This is a genomic window from Rossellomorea vietnamensis (genome assembly GCF_025398035.1).
In the GTDB taxonomy this organism is placed as follows: domain Bacteria; phylum Bacillota; class Bacilli; order Bacillales; family Bacillaceae_B; genus Rossellomorea; species Rossellomorea vietnamensis_B.
On sequence record NZ_CP104558.1, the window covers coordinates 1,913,544 to 1,932,237 of the forward strand.

An 18,694-nucleotide genomic window follows, 5' to 3' on the forward strand; every position below is an offset into this window, starting at 1 on the left:
ATTCATATACTCATTCAAAAACTCTATGGGATTAGGGTTTATTAAAATTGGCGTTTTTCATCAAAGTGGATGGAGGATTTTATGAAAAAGAACAGGGAATCATTCGCATGTTATCTTTTTTGTGCTGTGTTTTTGATTGGTTTTTTTGGCGTCATGTTTATAACGGCAGAGCTATCGGGGAACTCCCTCACTTCATTCATACCGGAATTTTCCCGGGATATGATCATCAAGTGGGAAGATATCAAAGCCATTTTTGACTTAAAAGAATAAAAGGCAGGAGGAACGCACGTTGACTGAAGAAACAATTGAACAACAGATCAAATCGGGTCTGCAGCACCCGAAGCTAACGAAATTAAAAATCGCGAAAAGAGGATTTTTCATCGTACTGGGTGCCATCATGATGGCCCTCGGGATCGAGGTTTTCCTTGTTCCAAATATGATTATGGACGGGGGAATCGTCGGGATTTCGATTATCCTCTATAACTTGACCGGCATCGGTCTCGGTCTCTTCATTTTCTTGCTGAACATCCCGTTTTTCTTCCTGGGATATAAGCAGATTGGAAAAACCTTTACGATTTCCACGATAATAGGGATTTCGATTCTTTCCTTGGCAACGAATTATCTTCATCATGTAGCTGCCTTCACACAAGATATGCTGCTTGCCACCGTGTTTGGCGGGATTGTACTGGGTGCCGGTGTAGGGTTGGTCATCCGGTATGGAGGGGCGCTTGACGGGAGTGAGATCCTTGCCATCCTCTTGAATAAAAAATTCCCCTTTTCCGTTGGGGAATTCATCATGTTGTTTAACGTATTCATTTTCACATGGGGAGGCTTCGTCCTCGGTTGGGACCGGGCCATGTACTCCGTCCTCGCCTATGTGATTGCATTCAAAACGATCGATATCGTCATCGACGGCTTTGACGAATCGAAATCAGCATGGATCATCAGTGATAAAGACGCAGAGATCGGTGATGCGATACTCGCCCGCCTCGGACGCGGTGTCACTTATTTAAAAGGGGAAGGCGGATACTCCGGAGACGACAAGCGAGTCATCTTCTGCATCGTCACCCGACTGGAAGAAGCCAAATTAAAATCGATCGTGGAAGAATTGGATCCTTCCGCATTCCTTGCTGTCGCAGATATCAATGAAGTGCGGGGTGGAAGATTTAAGAAGAAGGACATTCATTAAAAATAGCCGTAAGAAAGGGAGCGTCGACCGAGTGTCGGCGCTCCCTTCCGTTTACGCCCACGCATAAATTCATGAACGTATGGGCTGACGAACGCATATAGTATCCCAAAGACAAAAGAGGTGGGAAACTGTGCAGACTGTAGTAAACCTATACTGTATGAAGGTAAATAGCGTCTCGGGCAATGGTTCGATCACCATTGGAGAAGCCGTTCATAACAGTCATACGTCGAATAATAAGTCCCAGGGAATCAACTCTTCCTATGGTGATACGTCCCCTACAGAATCAATGATGGAAAATGTATATATCGATCCAGATGTGAACGATCAATCCGATTTAGGCAATGCGGATTCAGTCAATGCGGGAGCACCTTTGCCGGTTCCTGTTCCTGTACCCGTAGACCCAAGAGAAACCGAAGAGGAGGATCCTCATGCCGTATCAGATCAACATATTTAATATCAAAGTCAATGGCGTGACGCAGAACGGGAACGTCGATATCGGGCCGACCGTTCACAACAGTCATACCGCCAATGCGAAATTATTCGGAGCCAACTTTTCATTCGGTGATTTCTCGCCTACCGGCTCACAGATGAATACAGGGGTACTCGATCCGGACGTCAGCGATCAAGACCAAATCGCCAACCCGGCCATCCCGTATACTGTTCAAGTTTAGGCGTACCCATAAGAGGTGATAATCCATGGATATGGAAAAAATGAAAAAATGGCTGGAACTCACCAACCAATACAAAAGCGATAATTTCTGGAACAGCGTATTCGAAAACAATAACCCTTCCCAGTTCTTTTCTACAGATGACGAATTCCCCCGTTATGATGTGTATCAGAACGAATCCCATGTGTGCATCATCCTGGATGCTCCGGGGATCACCCAAGATGATATTAAGTTTTCATTGAATTCCAATACAAACCTTCTGATAAAAGGGATGATCAGACCCGTATATCCGATAGAAATGGAAGTCAAGGCAGAGCGGTTCAGAGGGGAATTCGAACGAACAATTCCCCTCCCGGAACCGGCCGAAGCGAAATCCATCAACATCCAGTTTCTCAATGGCCTCATCCAAGTGGCCTACCCCCGGAAAATAGAAGACGTTTCATTACACGGAGGCTCACAATGAAAAAATACTAAAAAGAATGTGAGAACATGTTGTATACTTACTTTCAGAAAAAACTAACTTCATACATTCAAAAAAGCATGAATGCTGAGCAAAGTGAGATGAAAGACAAGATCCAGGCCCTTGAAAAGGAAATCCAATCCTTGAAACAGGGCTTAGCTTCAGACGTCAAAGACACGCTCTCCAGCCAGCAGGAACCTGCAAAAATTGTGATTGAGCACTTATCCATTGAAAATGTAAACATCGATCACGCTGACCTTAGTAACAACTTCGGAAATCTCGGCATTAAAGACCTGAAGGGACAATTATACATCGGAACCACATATGACAAGCTTAAACCCCCTGCCAGCATAGAAAAAGAATTATCATCACCTTCCCTTGCCAACCAGATGCCGGCACCCACCCATCACTCTCCCAAAATTAAAGTCACAACAAGAAAACGTTCGTAGAGACAACCGGGAAGCACGGGGACGGTTCTTCTGCTTCCGTTTTCGCGATTTTGAGAAGCGGGGGGACGGTTCTTCTGCTTCCATGGTCACGATTATAGGAGCATGAGAACCGTCCCCGTGCTTCCCTTTTCTATTCTGTTAATGGAGGTGACGATTATGGTTTATTACAGAGGAAATCATCAAGCACCATATGCCAATCCCTTAAACTGCTATATCCGACAATATCCTGGAGGGTTTGAAACTCAGTTAGATATTCTCAGGAAACAATATGCCATGCTGGATAGGAGGGTATACGCATTGTCCCAGAGGCTTGAACAAGTTGAAAAACAACTGGGGATTATTCGCTAGGAAGCGCGGGGACGGTTCTTCTGCTTCCATTGTCACGATTATAGGAGCATGAGAACCGTCCCCATGCTCCCCTCTAATACTCTTCCACAACCGATTCCCCTTCGCTTTGTTCACGGTCCATCCACTTCCATTTTTCATGTAGTCTTATCCGACCATCCTTCAGTATTTCAGGCACAGAGGTGCATTGACCTCCCCTGATTTCATGATTCACGTTCACATGGTTATATCTGAACACTAAGCTGCCATCGTCATTCACGATGCCAATCAGGGTCCCTTTCGTAATATCTCCCCCCACTATACGCAGCTGAAAGGATCTGCCCTTCTTGCTTATACTTAAACACGGTCTTTGAGGACACCTCCCCGTTTGCTGTATTTTCAATGGATACGAATGTACGCCCGTCATAATTGATCATGTACAGCTCCTCCTTGTTTTGCGAAATTGGATGGGGACGGACCCTTGCTTAGAAGAAGCAAGAGGTCCGTCCCTCTTATGTACTGCCTGGAAAAAAGACGCTGAATGTCGTTCCCACTCCTGGTTCGCTTTCCACTTTGATTTCACCCTTCATTCGCTTCACGATCTGATAGCTCACCGTGAGTCCGAGTCCCGTCCCTTTTTCCTTCGTGGAATAATAGGGCCTGCCGAGTACTTTGAGTTGTTCAGGCGGCATGCCGGTTCCATTGTCCTGAACGATGATCCGCATCCGGCCGTCATGATGGCGACTCGCGGCAGCCGTGATTTTCCCATTTTCTTTTACCGCCTCGATGGCATTTTTCAAAAGATTGAGGAGGACCTGCTTCACCTCCAGTTTCATCCCTCTGATCATCAAATCTTCTTCAATATTCTTATTGATTTTTATGCTGTTCATCACGGCATAGGTCGTCATGACGTCAACGGATTCATTCATCGTCTCGGACAGACTGAACACCTCGTATTCCTCCGTCTGGGGCTTTGCCAGGGAAAGGTATTGATTGATGACGTCTTGGGCGTGATCGAGTTCCTGGATGCTAATATCGATAAAGCTCTTTTGCTGATCCGTTAACGTTTCTCTCTGCAGGAGCTGCATGAATCCCCTCACCGTCGTCATCGGATTCCGGATTTCATGGGCAACAGATGCTGCCAGCTCGCTCACTACGTTAAACTTTTCCGCTTTGATGAGCTCCTTTTTGACCCTGATCTGTTCCAGTCGATTTTCAATCAGATAAATCGACAGAATCAAGGTGATCCATATGATGGAGGTGGAGCTTGCCATAAAGAGAAGCTGCTCCGTTTCTTGATGCGTGAGTAAATAGATGGACCGGGTAACCGGGATGAACAAATAAAAACCTGATATCAGGAGCATTTTGCTTTTCCAGGATAACTTTCGATACCATGTAGATAACGGAATCAGCAGCATACTGTAAATCGCATAATTTATGAGCAGAAAGATCCATACATGGTCCGTGAACCACCCGATGACGAGCATGGCGAAAAACGTACTGATTCCCACCCTCTTCCCTCCATAGAGAAAGGCAAGGATCACCGGGATCACTTTAAAATCGTACACATAACCACTTGAATATACCTCGGGAAATGCCATCGTCACCGCGAGAACAACAAGATTCATCAGGAAAAAAGGGACGGGAAACCCTCTAGTATCGCCATCCGATTCACTCGTAAACATTTGAAATAGAAGAATGGTAAACAGGATAAATACTACATGCAAAATTAAATGATGGACCGTCTCTACCATATTGGATCTCCTTTAGGAAAAAATATCTACTCTAACTCTTCGACACTTTCCCAGGAAATCCTCTCTATGACGTGGCGGTTCGACAAGAAGCAGAGGGACGGTTCCGGTGCTTCCATTTCGGAAGCACGAGAACCGTCCCTCTGCTTTTTTACAAATGTTCCTTCAGCGTTTGTTGTAGTGTACCCTTTATCTCTACTAGACTGTCAAATTCGATTCCTGAATCGACTATTTTTCTGACAAGTTCTACCCTGAGCCCTGTAAGGATCGCTTTGCAGCCCATCATATTGATTCCGCTTAGAATCTTCTCAAATTGAAATAGGACGTCCAATTCCATATCTGCCATACCCGATAAGTCGATAATAAGGGTTTGGATTCTCATCGAACCGATTTCCATCAACACTTTTTCTTCCAAGGCATTGACCCGGTAAGAATCGATCATTCCGATCAGAGGCAATACCGCAATCGTACTATGAATCGGAATGATCGGTACGGATAGATTCTGCACCAGTTTTTTCTGGGACATCAGCTGTTCATCTTTATAGTTCGAGTAACTGATAAAGAAGTTATTCAGGAATTGATCCACGTTGTCATTGATCCTTTTTTCCAAGTCAAAGAAGGTCTTTCGTGGAGATTCATCCTCTCCAAACTGCTCATCATATTGATAAAGGAAATGCCAAAGTGTCCTCCTTATGGCATGGACCCATTCGAGTTTGAATGCCAGTGTAAGGGCATGCTGCGCCCAGGCAATCCCCTCTACCTTCGCAAATGCAATCAGCTCTTCTTCTTTGTTTTCAACAATGTAGTGAGCGACAAGTTCGGCATTCTTTAACAGATCAATGTTACCTTTTTCAAGTATATCACTGATTTTCCCTCTAACATTTACAGCTTCAGATAATAGTTTCTGTTGAAAGTCCTCTCTATTCGCCTTAAGGAAATCCGTTACACATTCCTTACTCAGGTAGTTGTTAGCCATCATGATTCTCTCCTTTTTCATCTGAATATATCCCTTATTCGATTTCAGGAAAAAAAATCCTTCTGTAAAAAGAGAGAAATGAAAAAAAAGAAGCAGAGGGACGGTTCCTAATTCAATGAAAGCTCCTTCCCTTTTTCACCGAGTAGGACTCCTGCTGTGACGATGGCGCATAGTGCTAATGCCACGAGGATCATGAAGACGGTGTGGAGACTTGACTCCAGCACGTGTCCGCTTAACTGATCGCTCAGCCACAGGCCAGAAACCGCGATCCCGATGGACTGCCCGAGGTTTCGCATTAAATTGAATGTCCCCATGGCGGCTCCCCGGACCTTCCATTCAACGGAGGATTGGACGGCGACCGTGAAGGCTGTCAGGGACAAACCGAAACCAAAGCCAATGACGGCAGTGACCACCATCATCAACGGAACAATCGTATGTTCCGTAAATAAAACCAACCCGAGGCAGCCTGCTGTAATGACGGAAATCCCCATCACGGTGATTCGTCCGATGGAGGTTTTCGCCATCAACTTACCCGACAGCACTGCGGCGAACGGCCAGGTAATCGACATCGGCAGCATCGTCACACCGGACATGGTGGCGTTTAAACCGGTGACGCCCTGGACCCATAAAGGGATATAGAAAGTAACGGCAACCAGGATGAAGCCCAGCAGGAAACCGGCAATCGTCGAGATGGTGATAAAGCGATTCTTGAATAAGGTGAGTGGCAGCATCGGCTCTTCCGCCTTGGATTCAATCCAGAGAAACAGGCTGATTCCAACGGTTGCCACAATCAGTAATGTGAGTATTCCACCTGTCACGTGCTTTTCTTCCTTTAAAAGAGTCAAAGCATAAAGGAAGGCGGTAATACTGATGGCAAAAGTAAAAATCCCGCTATAGTCGATTTTGTGTTTCTTCTTTTCTATGTTTTCCTTTAATGATGTCCATAATAGGATGAGGGACACGATACCAAATGGCAGATTCATATAAAAGATCCAATGCCATGAGATCGTGTCGACAATGAAACCGCCTGCAAGTGGTCCCGTTATGCCGGCAATCCCCCAGACGCTGCTCATCCAGCCCTGCATCTTGGCCCGCATTTCAAAGGTAAATACATCACCGATGATCGTAAACGGCAAAGTGGTGAGCGCCCCCGCTCCAATTCCCTGGATCAAGCGAAACAGAACGAGCTGTTCCATCGATTGCGACAGCCCTGAGAGCATGGAACCTGCCAGGAAAATACTGACCCCGATGGTAAACATGATCTTCCTTCCGAATAAATCAGCCAGCTTCCCGAAGACGGGTGTACTGATGACTATGGCTAATAGGTAGACCGAAATGACCCATGTATACAGCTCACTTCCGCCCAAGTCCTCCACAATTTTCGGCATGGCCGTACTGACGATCGTTCCTTCTATGGCTGTGAGGAACGTGGCGATTAATAAAGCAAATACAACGGATTTTTGTTTGGTTTCTTGGTTCATTTTGTCTGATCCCTTTCTTTTATGTAAATTCATGAAAATGATAGAATAAGACCCGTTTTTTAAAAATATATGAGAATCTCACCTCCATCTTATCACTTACGAGAGTAAAAGACAGGAGAAGGAATTCTCAGGAGGCCTCCCTCTCCTCGCTTCGAAACATTCAAGCGGGAATCGGGCTTCATCGTGCGGGATTTGAGATAATCATGCGAGATTCAAAACAATCGCGCATGATTGACAAGAATCATGCGAGAAATACGATTTTCATGCCCCCGTGTCGAATTTTCTTTATATGAAAGACAATAAAAGATGCCGGCACCCCCATATAAGAGGACCGGCACCACATTCTCTGCTTCCTGAAAGAGGGTGACGCTTATCCAGCCACTTCCCCAAACTGACTATTATACAGATCTGCATAGAAACCGTTCTGTCTGAGTAATTCTGCATGCGTCCCCTGTTCGATGACAGATCCTTGGTCCATGACGAGAATCAGATCCGCATCCTTGATCGTCGACAGTCGGTGAGCGATGACAAAGCTCGTTCTGCCTTCCATCAAGCGATTCATCGCCTGCTGGATCAATAGCTCGGTCCGGGTATCGACGCTTGAGGTCGCTTCATCCAGAATCATGATCGGAGGATCGGCAAGGATCGCCCGTGCGATGGTGATCAGCTGCTTCTGTCCTTGAGAAATATTCGATGCTTCCTCATTCAGGACTGTATCATAACCTTCCGGAAGAGTACGGATGAAATGATCCGCATGGGCCATCTCGGATGCCACCATGATTTCCTCTTCTGTCGCACCCGTCTTTCCGTACGCAATATTTTCCCGGATCGTCCCCTTAAACAGCCACGTATCCTGCAGCACCATCCCGAAGCTTCTTCTCAATTCACTTCGAGGGACGGACCTCGTGTCGATGCCGTCGATCTTGATTTGCCCGCCGTTCAGTTCGTAAAACCGCATCAACAGGTTGATGAGCGTCGTTTTACCCGCTCCGGTCGGTCCGACGATGGCAACCGTCTGGCCGGGTTTCACATGGATGTTCATATCGTTGATCAACAGATTCTCACCATAACCGAAGTCCACATGTTCAAACGCAACCTCGCCTTCCGGACGGGAAAGGTGAGCGACCGTTTCTTCTTTCACTTCTTCTTCCTCATCCAGAAGCTCGAATACCCGTTCCGCCGCTGCCACCGTCGACTGGATGATGTTGGCGATATTCGCCGTCTGGGTGATCGGCTGGGTGAACTGGCGTGTATACGTGATGAACGCCTGGATGTCCCCGATGGAAATCGCCCGGTTCGTGACGAGGATCCCACCGACGACACTGATCAGCACATAGCTGATGTTTCCGATGAACATCATGATCGGCATGATGATCCCGGAGATGAACTGGGCTTTGCTTCCCGCTTCATACAATTCATCGTTCACCGAATCGAACTCCACGCCTGCCTTCTTTTCATGACCGAAGGCTTTCACGACCTGGTGACCGGTGAACATTTCTTCAATATGCCCATTCAATTGACCAAGCGTCCGCTGTTGATCGGCAAAGTGTTTCTGTGACCGCTTCAAGATCGGACGGATGGCAAACACGGAAACCGGTAAGCTGACCACCGAAATGAGGGTCAACAGGGGACTGATCGATAGCATCATGATGATGATCCCGACAATCGTCACGATCGATGTGATGAACTGGGTCAGACTTTGCTGCAGCGTACTGCTGATGGTATCGATGTCATTCGTCATCCGGCTAAGGGTCTCCCCGTTCGCACGGCCATCGTAATACTTCAGTGGAAGCTTCTCGATCTTTTGATTCACATCTTCCCTCAAGTCATACGCCGTCAACTGGGCGACACTCGACATGATGTATTGCTGGATAAAACTAAAGATACTGCTGAACACATAAAGTCCTGCAAGCAACAGCAGGATTTCACCGATTCTGCCAAAATCAATCCCGGCTCCCGGCACTCCTTTAAATTTTGCATAGGCTCCTTCGAATAATTCTGTGATGGCGTTCCCCATGATTTTCGGGCCGATGATGGCAAACACCGTGCTTAAGATGGCGGCAAAAAGAACAGCGATCAACTGCCCACGGCGTGGTTTTAGATAACCGAGGAGCCGTTTCAATGTGCTCTTGAAATTCTTCGGCTTCTGCCCCATCATCATCATGTTGCCGCCGCCTGGACCGAATCCTCCTCCGTGACCTCCGCCTCTTTGAGGTTTACGTTCCTTACTCATGCCGATTCCTCCTCTGAAAGCTGTGATGCGACGATTTCCTGGTACACTTCATTGGAATCAAGCAGCTCCTGATGGGTACCAATCCCGGCCACCCTTCCTTTCTCGAGCACAATGATCCGGTCGGCATCGACTACTGTGCTCACCCTTTGAGCAACGATGAGCACGGTTGCCTCACCGGTTTCTTTTTTCAACGAGGAACGGAGTCTGGCATCCGTTTTATAATCGAGGGCTGAGAAACTGTCGTCAAATAAATAAATATCCGGTTTGCGCACAAGGGCTCTAGCAATCGACAAGCGCTGTTTCTGACCTCCTGAGAGATTCGATCCGCCCTGCTCGATTTCTGCCTGGAATCCCCCGTCCATCCGGCTGACGAATTCTTCCGCCTGGGCGATCCGGGCTGCCTCTGCCACTTCTTCATCATTCGCCTCTTCTTTTCCGAAGCGGATATTTTCTGCAATTGTGCCGGTAAAAAGAGTCGCTTTCTGAGGCACAAGTCCAAGCTTCGACCGGATTTCTTCCTGGGAAGCTTCCCTGATGTCCACACCATTGACCCGGATCGTGCCGCTCGCGATCTCATAAAATCGGGGGATCAGATTGATGAGCGTCGTTTTACCTGAACCGGTCCCACCAATGATGGCCGTCGTTTCACCAGGATGTGCGGTAAAACTGACATCCGACAGGGCAGGCTCTTCGGCACCGGGATAATGGAACGTAACCGAATCGAATTCCAATGTCCCTTCCTGAACGTCTGCTCTTTTCGTTCCGTTATCTTTAAAAGAAGGCGTCATTTCAAGCACTTTGTTGATCCGCTTCGCCGACACATCGGCACGTGGCACCATGACAAACATCATCGACGCCATGACCAAGGCAAACATGATTTGCATGACGTATTGAATGAACGCCATCAAATCCCCGATCTGCATCCCGCCGTTATCGATCCGGATGCCACCGAACCAGATGACGGCGACGACGGTCATATTCATGACGAGCATCATCACAGGCATCATGAAGGCCATGATTTTATTCACCTTGATCGACACATCGGTCAGTTCATGATTCGTCCGTTTCAGGCGCTCCTTTTCTTCCGGTTCACGGTTGAAGGCGCGGATGACGCGGATACCGGTCAAGTTCTCACGAAGCACGAGATTCAATTGATCCAGCTTTTTCTGGACGGTTTGAAATAATGGAATCCCTTTATATAAAATCAGCAGGATGGAGCCAACCAACACCGGCATGGTCAAGATAATGACCAGGGATAGCTTGGCATCCATTAACACTGCCATGATGACCCCGCCGACCAGCATGATCGGAGCACTGATGATCATCCGGAGCAGCATGATCACGACCTGCTGCACCTGTGTGATATCATTCGTCGTTCTTGTGATTAGGGAAGCGGTCCCCACTTCGTCGAATTCCTGTAAGGAGAATTTTTCAATATGATAAAAGAGCTTTCGGCGGACATCGCGTCCCAATCCGACGGCTGCTTTTGAAGAATAGTAGCTTGCAATGATGGAAGCCACCGCACCGAGAGCAGACACGACGAGCATGAATCCGCCGATCTTCCATATATACGGGATGTCCCCGACGACGACCCCTTTGTCGATAATGTCAGACATGAGGGTCGGTAAGTATAGCGTCGACATGGATTGAATGAAGATCAGAACGAAGATCCCCACGATCATCCATTTATACGAGGATAAGTGTTTCAGAAGCTTGATCATGTCGCATCCTCCTCTTTCCCTTTTTCATCAAAATAGTCGGCAATCCTCTCATGGGCCTCCAGCAGGCCGGCGAACTCTTCTTCGGACAGCGTTTCCACTGCCCCCTCCGTCAGCTGGTGGATGCTGCCTTCCTTGTTATGAATGCCTTTTAGCATCGTCTCCCCCTGATGGCTCAGGGAAAGAAGCATTTCCCGGCGATTGTCTTCCACCTGCTGCCGGTGGAGAAATCCTGCCTGAACCAGCCCATCCACGGCTGTACTGAGCGTGCTTTTCGGTAAGAAGGTCCTCTCCCCGATCGTCTTCTGAGTCAGCTCTCCCTCAGGGGCGATCGTCACCAATATCGTATATTGCGGGACGGATAAGCCGTTGTCTGCAGCCGTTTTCTGGACGAACCGCATCATCGTCTTATTCACCCGTGAAAAGGAGCGCAATAATTGCAGTGCAGGAGTGATCTGCTGATTTTCCATGGTTATGCCCTCACTTCTAATGGTTAATATAATGAACTGTTCATAATGGAACTATCTTAGTCTATTCCTTTTGCGGGAGATAGTCAAAGGGAGTGTTTCGACAAAATGTGGATGGGTGCGGAGGTCCGTCCCTCACGTTTTACCATGGTGGATTCATATACTTTTCTAAGGAGGAGTGAGGAATGAATCATGGGAATGAGCTTAAGAGGAAAGGCTTGAATGGAAAAGCCGTGGTATCTGTCTTATTGGGGATTTTGTCCATTGTGATGGTGATTTTTCCTATGGCGGGGGCGATTCTCGGTCTGGTGGGGGTTCTACTTGGGTTGATCGGGCGGAGTGAAGTCAAACAGAATGGCCAGGAGGGGAAGCACCTGGCCATTCTTGGGATCATTTTCAGTTTGGCCGGCATTGTGTTCTCGATCTGGTGGGTGGTTATGTCGTAGTGGAGCAAGGGGACGGTTCTTTTGCTTCCTTTTACTGAGCAAAATCGAGGTTTCCCCTTACAAAACGATTAGTTGGTAGCAGATGAACCGTCCTCGTGCTTCATTCGTATGATTCATGCGGGATTGAAACTTTTCGTGCGGGATATGGAATAATCATGCGGCTCACGGAAAAATCATGCCGGATTCAGATTATTCATGCGGGAAATCCAATAATCATGCTGCCGGGTAGAATATTCTTTACTAGAGCCACTATTCTATTCACTCTGCTCCCTCATATACGCCCGATTCCTCCATTTAAACATAAAATAGGTACTTAAAAATAGAATCAACCCCATCTCATTAAAAAGGAAATATACCCTCGCTACATCCCTGATAGAATCCACGGGGTACGCACCGCTCAGCAGTAACGTTGGGAAAACAGTCACCAGCATGACCAGATAATGAACCAAGATCTGTTGGATGAAGCGCCATCGCTCCACTTCATAGATGACGCTTGCCACTCCGAGGAAAAATGCGATCAGACCGTAAAATAAGAGACTCTTTGAAATTGCTGATGCCCCTTCGAATTGCGTCCATATCAGCGAAGTGACGGTGAAAAGAATAAACGGGATGAGACCTCTAATTAATCCTTTTTTCAGTAGATTCATTGGTTTCCTCGCTCTTCTTCAAAGTATAGTCATTCCAAGCATAATACGTAATCCAAAACGCGATCACGACGAAAAAAGGATATCCCCAATTTTCCTCAGGAAGGATAAAGAAAAGTCCCAATGTTGTTAAAAGAAATGGTGGCATGAGGATCCAGTAACGCTTATTTTTGTATGGGTTCATTAAGGGAGGCCTCCTATAAGCTTTTACTCTAGATACGAAACCGAACTGTAAAAAGTTTCATATTCGGGAAGGTCCGTCCCTCTTCAGAACAAAAAAAGGGGCCTTCTTCAATAAGAAAGCCTATCTTTCAAACCTCAACTCAATTTCACCGGGGAATGCAAATCATCAGCATCCCGGTAGGACCGATAGGAAACGAATCTCTTTCCATCTTTCGATCCATCCAGCTGCAAAATACGGCCAGCCCTGGTTTCCAGGTAGAAATCATACCTGTTCAGATTCAGTCTAAAAAAAGAAAATGAGTTTCCAAGCAGATTCTTCTTCGTTACGTGGGACTCAGGGTTCAGCTGAATAAAAACCGCAAGCTCCTGTACAGACGATGACGGGATATCTGCCATCGAATAGTACGACCCTTTAACGTTATTCTTCAACTTATGCATGGCTGCACGTGCCTTATCTTTTAACCTCTTACCGTCTAATTCCATACGTCCACTCCTCATTCCGTTCCTATTAAGAAGAGTCCCCCATCTGTAAGAGAATCATCCGTCATCAAGATCAATTCATAAGAACTTTACTGATGAGGTCCGTCCCTCAGAAGCTAAAAGATCACTTGTATTCCCTGCCAAAGCAGGACACCAAAGCCAGCAATGACAAAGACAATATTAGCAATCATCGACTTCTTCTTACCTTTCCTTCTATCTTCAACCGCATCAAACAAACCCTTAAAGGTCCAAAAAAGAATAAACACTGACCACCCGATGCGGTCATTAGTTGGATCTTCATCGAATACATACTTTATATAGATGAACAGGATGATTACCAGTGTGATTGTTCGAAAGGTATTCCATTTCTTTGATGGTGCTTCTTTCTTCAATATGATCCTCCTATCCACTAATTTTCCCGATCACCCCAACAACTTCTTCCTCATCCCCTGCATCAACCGAAACCTTCTCCGTACCATCCACAATGTTCTTCGTATACTCTTCCATCGACTCCTCGATCTGCTCACTGCTCGGCCAGTGCGATGGCACATCGTACACATTGATCGTGCCGTCGCCGTTGCCGCTATAGGTGACGGTTCCGTCTGCCGACGCTTTACCGGTTAACACGATGACGTCTTCCGGATAGGCGACGCTCTTGTCATCATAAGGATTCAGCTGCTCACCGGCTGAAATGTGTTGGACGTTCAATTCCTCTACATCTCCATTCCCGATCACCTGCAGCCAGACTCGGGCGTATTCGATTTTTTCTGAAGGGTATGTAGCAAGTGGATCCTTCGTGGTGTCCGATTCCTCTTGAACTAGATCTTGTCCTTGTCCAGTTGCTTCTCCCAAATCCACCGAATCGATTTCTTCATCCGTTTCTGTTGCTGCGTCTTCGCTTTCCTGGTCAGGTTTTGCCTGCTCCACCACCTGCTGCTTTGCACCGCTGCAGGCCATCAAAAGGAATCCTACGGAGAGTATCATGATCATCAGTATTCGTTTCTTCATTTTTATTCCCCCAATACTCTTTCTATAAAAGCTGCTTTCCCGTCAGAATATGCCTCCCGATCGTCGGGAAATTGGTTTGCCAGACTTTTTTTCAGTTCTGCGTATTCTTTCCTCAAGGCAGGGTTTCCGTTCAACCGGTCCCTGAATAGCCGCTGCTGTTCCCACCGCGGTTCCCCTTCCAGCATGAGATGCAGATGGGCTACACGCCTATCATTCTCCACCTTGATAAAGAACCTTCTCCACGGCCGGTTATCAAGCTCCACCGGCACATAATGCCAGTCATCTTCCGCCAGTTTTCCCGCAAGCTCTTCCACTTCATCAAAAGATTGAATCATCGCCATCACATCAATGATTGGTTTCGCCGGAAGGTCACGGATCGACGTGCTCCCTACATGATCGACTTCTTTGACACCATAGGGACTCAAACGTTGTATGAGTTCCCTCACCTCCGCCCTTCCCGCCTCGATCCAGTCCGGATTCGGAGGTACGACCTCTATCGATTCTACGGCCCATTTTGGCCAATGACTATTTTCCATCACCTGTCACACCCTTCTCCAATTCGATCTCATCCTGAATCGGAATCCCATCATTCCCGATCATCGGAATCTCAGGCTTGATCCGTCTCGCTTTCTCCACGGCATCCCGGTGGATCGTCGATATCCTGAAGCCCCTCTTTTGGTAAAATTTCAGCGCCAGCAAATTGTCATTCGTCGTAATCAGCGTGATGCGTCTACACCCGTTTTCGGCAGCCACCTTTTCTACTTCTTCCATAAGAGAGGTGCCGATCCCCTTCTTTTCTTCCAAACTATCAAGTGAAATAATCTCGCATTCGGCATCTTTAAACACGTATGTAATCAAACCAGTGATTACACGATCTCTATTCAAAACGGCAAAGCCGTCTAAAGAAGCACAATCATAAACCCCGCTTGAAATCACCATCTTTGGACTTCCCCAATGCTGGTGAAAAAAGTCGGTGACCTTCTCTCGCTGTAATTCTTCCAGTGAAACGATGTTCATTCGTTCTCTCCCCTTTTTGGGAAGCGAGGGGGGAAGCGAGGGGACGGTTCCCATGCTTCCATTTTGAGAAATCATTTGCGGTGGTAATGCTTTGGAACTCACTCACAAAAAAACAGAAATCCCTTATGGAACCTCTGTCATCATGATTCAAATTAAGTTCCCTGTTTTAAAAAGAAAGACTCTGAAAAAGCGAAATCGTCAAAACCAATGTAAGCAAGGACCTTGCCGCCGTAGAAAGGATGATGATTCGGTTATTCTGTTTTCGTTCAGGCTTTTGAAACTCGTGAATGGCGACAAGCCAGATCAACGTTGTAAGTAAGGCCATGATTCCAGTGGACATGGGCATATCTCCTTTACTATCACTATACTTGAAGATACCATAGATTTAATTGTAAAAAAAGGAAAAGAATAGAAATTATATGATAAAATGGATTAGAAATGGTCCTCTATTAAAATAACTTTTTTACTTAAGGAGCAATAAAGATTTTGACAAAGTTACGATTCTTCATTTTAGTGATGAGCGCAGTCTTACTGGCTTCATGTAATGACAAAGGCCTGAATCTAACCGATGGCGATAAACAGATAACCCCGCAGATCGATGACGCGATTTCTCATTATATTGTCAAAAAGTACGCCACCTCCTACTACGGCACAGAAAAGCAGTTTGAAGTCCATAAAGTCTATGGGACGAGCGAAAAGGATGGGATCCTGAGTGTCTACATGTGGTCGTATTACGGGGGATTCAACCAAGCCAACGGATTAGAGGCCCAGTCCGGACATTCTCTGCCTGCTCTGATCCGCTTAAAACAAGAAGGCGACGCCTATTCGGTCATCGACTACACAGAACCACAAGACGGCAGTATGTACCAGTCCTCCCTGGAGAAAATGTTCCCGGCGAAATACGTGAAGTCCGCACGGAGGGACAATGGGAATATCGGGGGACTCGAGAAAAAGATGGACAAAAAAGTGAAAGCATGGCTTGAGAAGCCGGATTCCTAAGGGGGAAATGAGCATGGAACTTACCATTAGAAGAAGGACACCGGAAGATATCAACGAATTCATCATGTGGACGTACGACGGAATCTATTCGTTTTACGATAATGATACCCAACTAGAAAAAATCCAGGGATTGAAAGAAAGCGTCCATTTGGAAAGAGCCTTTTCCGTAGTGGACGAGAACGAGTATCTTGTAGGAAATTGTGAGTTTTACGATGTGGAAGAAGACGGGGAAAACATTCTGGTCCTCGGGGTTCAAATGAAGCCTTCCTTGACAGGTAAGGGACTGGGTCAGGCCTTTGTGCAAGCAATCATCGAACAGGGACGTGAACGGCTGAAGTTCACTCATTTGGAATTGGCCGTCGCGGATTTCAATGAACGGGCGATCCGGACGTATGAGAAAGAAGGGTTCCGGAAACGGGGATCATTCGAAAATGAAATACGGGGTGAAAACTATCCATTTACTATTATGGAAAAGAATTTTTAAACAAAAGGGGTCAGCCTCAAAGGTCTGACCCCCATTTCCATCACGTAACAGTGGAATCGATAAAATCCTGATCGATGTGATAAAAATGCTCTTTCAGGTTCTCTCTCCCACCCCATTTTCCGTACCAGTCCTGCACCCGCTTCACGTGTGCCGCGTCACCCCTCACAAGGGATTCGATCCTCTCATACTCTTCAAAACTGTCATATTCCCATATCGCAAACACTTCCACTTCCCCATCGGCCTCTTCCTTCATCCATCTTCCCACCAACCTGGATCCGTATTTCAGCTGAGTCGGTAACAGCGTTTGATTAAAATGCACATTGAAATCGTCGATAATCCGTGGAGACACACGATACATCTTTCTTCGATAAATCAACATGATTCCTCCTTTCCTTTATTGAGGGACGGACCTTCCAAACGTCCATTTGCGTGAAACGATTTTAGGATTTAGAGGTCCGTCCCTCTTACACCCACTACCTTCGCTTTCACCCAGTTTCCGCCGAATAGTCCCGTGTAAACGAGAACGGTGCCGAGCATGACGATGAAGCCGATGTATACACTCATCATCGTTGGCATCAGGAAGGCTCCGATGATGATGGTGGATCGTGCGACCAGGTCCGCTCCGCTGAAGGACAGATTGGAGAATGCGGAGTACGATCCCCGCTTGTCGCTCGGAATCATGTTCGCCTGTTCTGCGTTGCGGATCGGCGAATAGATCAGCTCTCCCATGGTCGCAATCAGATTGAAGGCGATCAGGACGTACCACGTATTGGCGGATGTGACGGTCACATAGCCGATGCCATACAGGAGCAGCCCGATCAAGAGAGCGTTCTTTTTATTCAGGCGATCTGTATAACGATTGATGATGAACGTCAGGCAGACAACGAGCATCATGTTCTCGATGTTCAGAATACTGAGCATCCTCACCCCGACGATTTCGAAACTCCCGATGCTCACCGCCTTGAATGTTTCAGCCAGGCGGATCCCGATATAGCTGTTCAGGGAAAATTCCGCCGCGAAGATGAAGGTGGACCCTGCCACCACTTTTACGAAAGCCGAATCCCTGAAGGCAATCCGGTAATTGTTGACGAGATCGACGAACACATTTTCATGTTTTTTCTGAAGCTGGTCCTTGAAGTTGTCCTGAAGCCAGATTCCATACGCAATGGGAATCGTCGTCGATGTGAAGGTCAGCATCATGAATAATTCTGTTTGATGATTCAAGTACAAGAGTCCCCCAAGGGCGGCACCGATCGCCATACTCAAATTGACCAGCCAGTAATCCAGCGCATAGACAGCTTTCCGGTTCTCCGGCGTCGTCGAGTCAATGATGATCGCATGCATCGCCGGGCGTCCCAGGCTGCTTGTGATGATGAATCCGATATACGCACCTGCGAACAGCAGGATCAGGTTCTTTTCTGGAAAAAGACTGACCGTCATGATGAAAAAGAAAAGCGCATTCAGCCAAGATGTTGTCAATAGAACTTTTTTCCGGGGAAAGCGGTCCGATATATATCCCCCGACGAGATTGACACAGAATCCGATCACCACGGTTCCGATCAGGAAAATCCCTGCCCAGATTTTATTCAGTTCCTGTGCAAAGAACAGCGCCATGAACGGCATGACGGCGGATGAAACAGCACGGTTGAAGAATGACGTGATCATCCGTACTTTAATGTTTTGAGGTAATTCCTTCCACTTCATGTTGTTCCCCCTC

The 18,694-nt window shown here is 46.9% G+C and carries 26 protein-coding genes and 1 pseudogene; 10 read left to right on the plus strand and 17 right to left on the minus strand.

The window, feature by feature from the left end; translation table 11 throughout:
• Positions 1–81 precede the first annotated feature (81 nt).
• From N5C46_RS09880 to N5C46_RS09910, 7 genes are all read left to right on the plus strand, one after another.
• On the plus strand, positions 82–270 hold the full coding sequence (locus N5C46_RS09880; RefSeq protein WP_261751910.1) for a hypothetical protein: 189 nt from the start codon (positions 82–84) through the stop codon (positions 268–270).
• 34 nt (positions 271–304) lie between these two features.
• A complete protein-coding gene (locus N5C46_RS09885; protein ID WP_336275585.1) occupies positions 305–1,189 on the plus strand; it encodes a YitT family protein in 885 nt (294 codons plus the stop codon).
• Between the two features lie 157 nt (positions 1,190–1,346).
• Entirely contained in the window at positions 1,347–1,643 is a 297-nt protein-coding gene (locus tag N5C46_RS09890) for a spore germination protein (protein WP_261752332.1), read from the plus strand.
• Positions 1,618–1,860, plus strand: a complete 243-nt coding sequence (locus N5C46_RS09895) for a spore germination protein (protein WP_224520951.1) — start codon at positions 1,618–1,620, stop codon at positions 1,858–1,860. Before N5C46_RS09890 ends, N5C46_RS09895 begins: the two co-directional genes overlap by 26 nt.
• 25 nt (positions 1,861–1,885) lie before the next feature.
• Complete coding sequence (locus N5C46_RS09900) at positions 1,886–2,320, plus strand: Hsp20/alpha crystallin family protein (RefSeq protein WP_261751912.1); 435 nt, start codon at positions 1,886–1,888, stop codon at positions 2,318–2,320.
• Between the two features lie 26 nt (positions 2,321–2,346).
• A complete protein-coding gene (locus N5C46_RS09905; RefSeq protein WP_261751913.1) occupies positions 2,347–2,766 on the plus strand; it encodes a hypothetical protein in 420 nt (139 codons plus the stop codon).
• Positions 2,767–2,922: 156 nt separating this feature from the next.
• The gene (locus N5C46_RS09910; protein ID WP_261751914.1) at positions 2,923–3,114 is read left to right on the plus strand and encodes a hypothetical protein; all 192 of its coding nucleotides are present in this window, start codon (positions 2,923–2,925) and stop codon (positions 3,112–3,114) included.
• Between the two features lie 73 nt (positions 3,115–3,187).
• Here N5C46_RS09910 and N5C46_RS09915 read toward each other — a convergent pair.
• The 7 genes and pseudogenes from N5C46_RS09915 to N5C46_RS09945 form a co-directional block, all read right to left on the minus strand.
• Positions 3,188–3,527, minus strand: a pseudogene (locus tag N5C46_RS09915) (n-acetylglutamate synthase).
• A gap of 75 nt (positions 3,528–3,602) precedes the next feature.
• Positions 3,603–4,844 carry an ATP-binding protein gene (locus N5C46_RS09920; RefSeq protein WP_261751915.1) on the minus strand — a complete coding sequence of 414 codons (1,242 nt, stop codon included), beginning with the start codon at positions 4,842–4,844 and terminating at the stop codon, positions 3,603–3,605.
• Positions 4,845–4,992: 148 nt separating this feature from the next.
• A complete protein-coding gene (locus N5C46_RS09925) occupies positions 4,993–5,817 on the minus strand; it encodes an STAS domain-containing protein (protein WP_261751916.1) in 825 nt (274 codons plus the stop codon).
• Between the two features lie 107 nt (positions 5,818–5,924).
• Positions 5,925–7,298 carry an MDR family MFS transporter gene (locus N5C46_RS09930; RefSeq protein WP_261751917.1) on the minus strand — a complete coding sequence of 458 codons (1,374 nt, stop codon included), beginning with the start codon at positions 7,296–7,298 and terminating at the stop codon, positions 5,925–5,927.
• Between the two features lie 370 nt (positions 7,299–7,668).
• Positions 7,669–9,531, minus strand: coding sequence for an ABC transporter ATP-binding protein (locus N5C46_RS09935; RefSeq protein WP_272501233.1), 1,863 nt, complete (start codon positions 9,529–9,531; stop codon positions 7,669–7,671).
• On the minus strand, positions 9,528–11,252 hold the full coding sequence (locus N5C46_RS09940) for an ABC transporter ATP-binding protein (RefSeq protein ID WP_261751918.1): 1,725 nt from the start codon (positions 11,250–11,252) through the stop codon (positions 9,528–9,530). The genes N5C46_RS09935 and N5C46_RS09940 overlap by 4 nt, the downstream gene beginning before the upstream one ends.
• Positions 11,249–11,719 (minus strand): MarR family winged helix-turn-helix transcriptional regulator, encoded by a 471-nt coding sequence (locus N5C46_RS09945; RefSeq protein WP_261751919.1) that lies wholly within the window; start codon positions 11,717–11,719, stop codon positions 11,249–11,251. Before N5C46_RS09945 ends, N5C46_RS09940 begins: the two co-directional genes overlap by 4 nt.
• Positions 11,720–11,901: 182 nt before the next feature.
• Here N5C46_RS09945 and N5C46_RS09950 point away from each other — a divergent pair, with 182 nt between their 5' ends.
• Entirely contained in the window at positions 11,902–12,162 is a 261-nt protein-coding gene (locus N5C46_RS09950) for a DUF4190 domain-containing protein (protein ID WP_261751920.1), read from the plus strand.
• Between the two features lie 254 nt (positions 12,163–12,416).
• Here the strand turns inward: N5C46_RS09950 and N5C46_RS09955 are convergent, their stop codons facing one another.
• The 8 genes from N5C46_RS09955 to N5C46_RS09990 all read right to left on the minus strand — a co-directional run bounded on the left by N5C46_RS09955 (position 12,417) and on the right by N5C46_RS09990 (position 15,834).
• Positions 12,417–12,809: a DUF3021 domain-containing protein gene (locus N5C46_RS09955; RefSeq protein ID WP_261751921.1), complete on the minus strand. Its 393-nt coding sequence runs from the start codon at positions 12,807–12,809 to the stop codon at positions 12,417–12,419.
• Positions 12,781–12,990 (minus strand): hypothetical protein, encoded by a 210-nt coding sequence (locus N5C46_RS09960; protein ID WP_261751922.1) that lies wholly within the window; start codon positions 12,988–12,990, stop codon positions 12,781–12,783. The genes N5C46_RS09955 and N5C46_RS09960 overlap by 29 nt, the downstream gene beginning before the upstream one ends.
• A gap of 134 nt (positions 12,991–13,124) precedes the next feature.
• Complete coding sequence (locus tag N5C46_RS09965) at positions 13,125–13,472, minus strand: hypothetical protein (protein WP_261751923.1); 348 nt, start codon at positions 13,470–13,472, stop codon at positions 13,125–13,127.
• A 113-nt stretch (positions 13,473–13,585) separates the two neighbouring features.
• Positions 13,586–13,861, minus strand: a complete 276-nt coding sequence (locus tag N5C46_RS09970) for a hypothetical protein (protein ID WP_261751924.1) — start codon at positions 13,859–13,861, stop codon at positions 13,586–13,588.
• Between the two features lie 10 nt (positions 13,862–13,871).
• Positions 13,872–14,477 (minus strand): hypothetical protein, encoded by a 606-nt coding sequence (locus N5C46_RS09975; protein ID WP_261751925.1) that lies wholly within the window; start codon positions 14,475–14,477, stop codon positions 13,872–13,874.
• Between the two features lie 2 nt (positions 14,478–14,479).
• On the minus strand, positions 14,480–15,013 hold the full coding sequence (locus N5C46_RS09980) for a GrpB family protein (RefSeq protein ID WP_261751927.1): 534 nt from the start codon (positions 15,011–15,013) through the stop codon (positions 14,480–14,482).
• Positions 15,003–15,494, minus strand: coding sequence for a GNAT family N-acetyltransferase (locus tag N5C46_RS09985; RefSeq protein ID WP_261751928.1), 492 nt, complete (start codon positions 15,492–15,494; stop codon positions 15,003–15,005). The genes N5C46_RS09980 and N5C46_RS09985 overlap by 11 nt, the downstream gene beginning before the upstream one ends.
• Before the next feature lie 166 nt (positions 15,495–15,660).
• On the minus strand, positions 15,661–15,834 hold the full coding sequence (locus tag N5C46_RS09990; RefSeq protein ID WP_261751929.1) for a hypothetical protein: 174 nt from the start codon (positions 15,832–15,834) through the stop codon (positions 15,661–15,663).
• A 146-nt stretch (positions 15,835–15,980) separates the two neighbouring features.
• Between N5C46_RS09990 and N5C46_RS09995 the strand changes: the two genes are divergently transcribed.
• Together N5C46_RS09995 and N5C46_RS10000 are read left to right on the plus strand one after the other, a co-directional pair.
• On the plus strand, positions 15,981–16,493 hold the full coding sequence (locus N5C46_RS09995; RefSeq protein ID WP_261751930.1) for a hypothetical protein: 513 nt from the start codon (positions 15,981–15,983) through the stop codon (positions 16,491–16,493).
• A 13-nt stretch (positions 16,494–16,506) separates the two neighbouring features.
• The gene (locus N5C46_RS10000) at positions 16,507–16,977 is read left to right on the plus strand and encodes a GNAT family N-acetyltransferase (protein ID WP_261751931.1); all 471 of its coding nucleotides are present in this window, start codon (positions 16,507–16,509) and stop codon (positions 16,975–16,977) included.
• 40 nt (positions 16,978–17,017) lie between these two features.
• Here N5C46_RS10000 and N5C46_RS10005 read toward each other — a convergent pair whose 3' ends face one another.
• Positions 17,018–17,353 carry an NIPSNAP family protein gene (locus N5C46_RS10005; RefSeq protein ID WP_261751932.1) on the minus strand — a complete coding sequence of 112 codons (336 nt, stop codon included), beginning with the start codon at positions 17,351–17,353 and terminating at the stop codon, positions 17,018–17,020.
• A gap of 71 nt (positions 17,354–17,424) precedes the next feature.
• Positions 17,425–18,681 (minus strand): MDR family MFS transporter, encoded by a 1,257-nt coding sequence (locus N5C46_RS10010; protein WP_261751933.1) that lies wholly within the window; start codon positions 18,679–18,681, stop codon positions 17,425–17,427.
• Positions 18,682–18,694 lie beyond the last annotated feature (13 nt).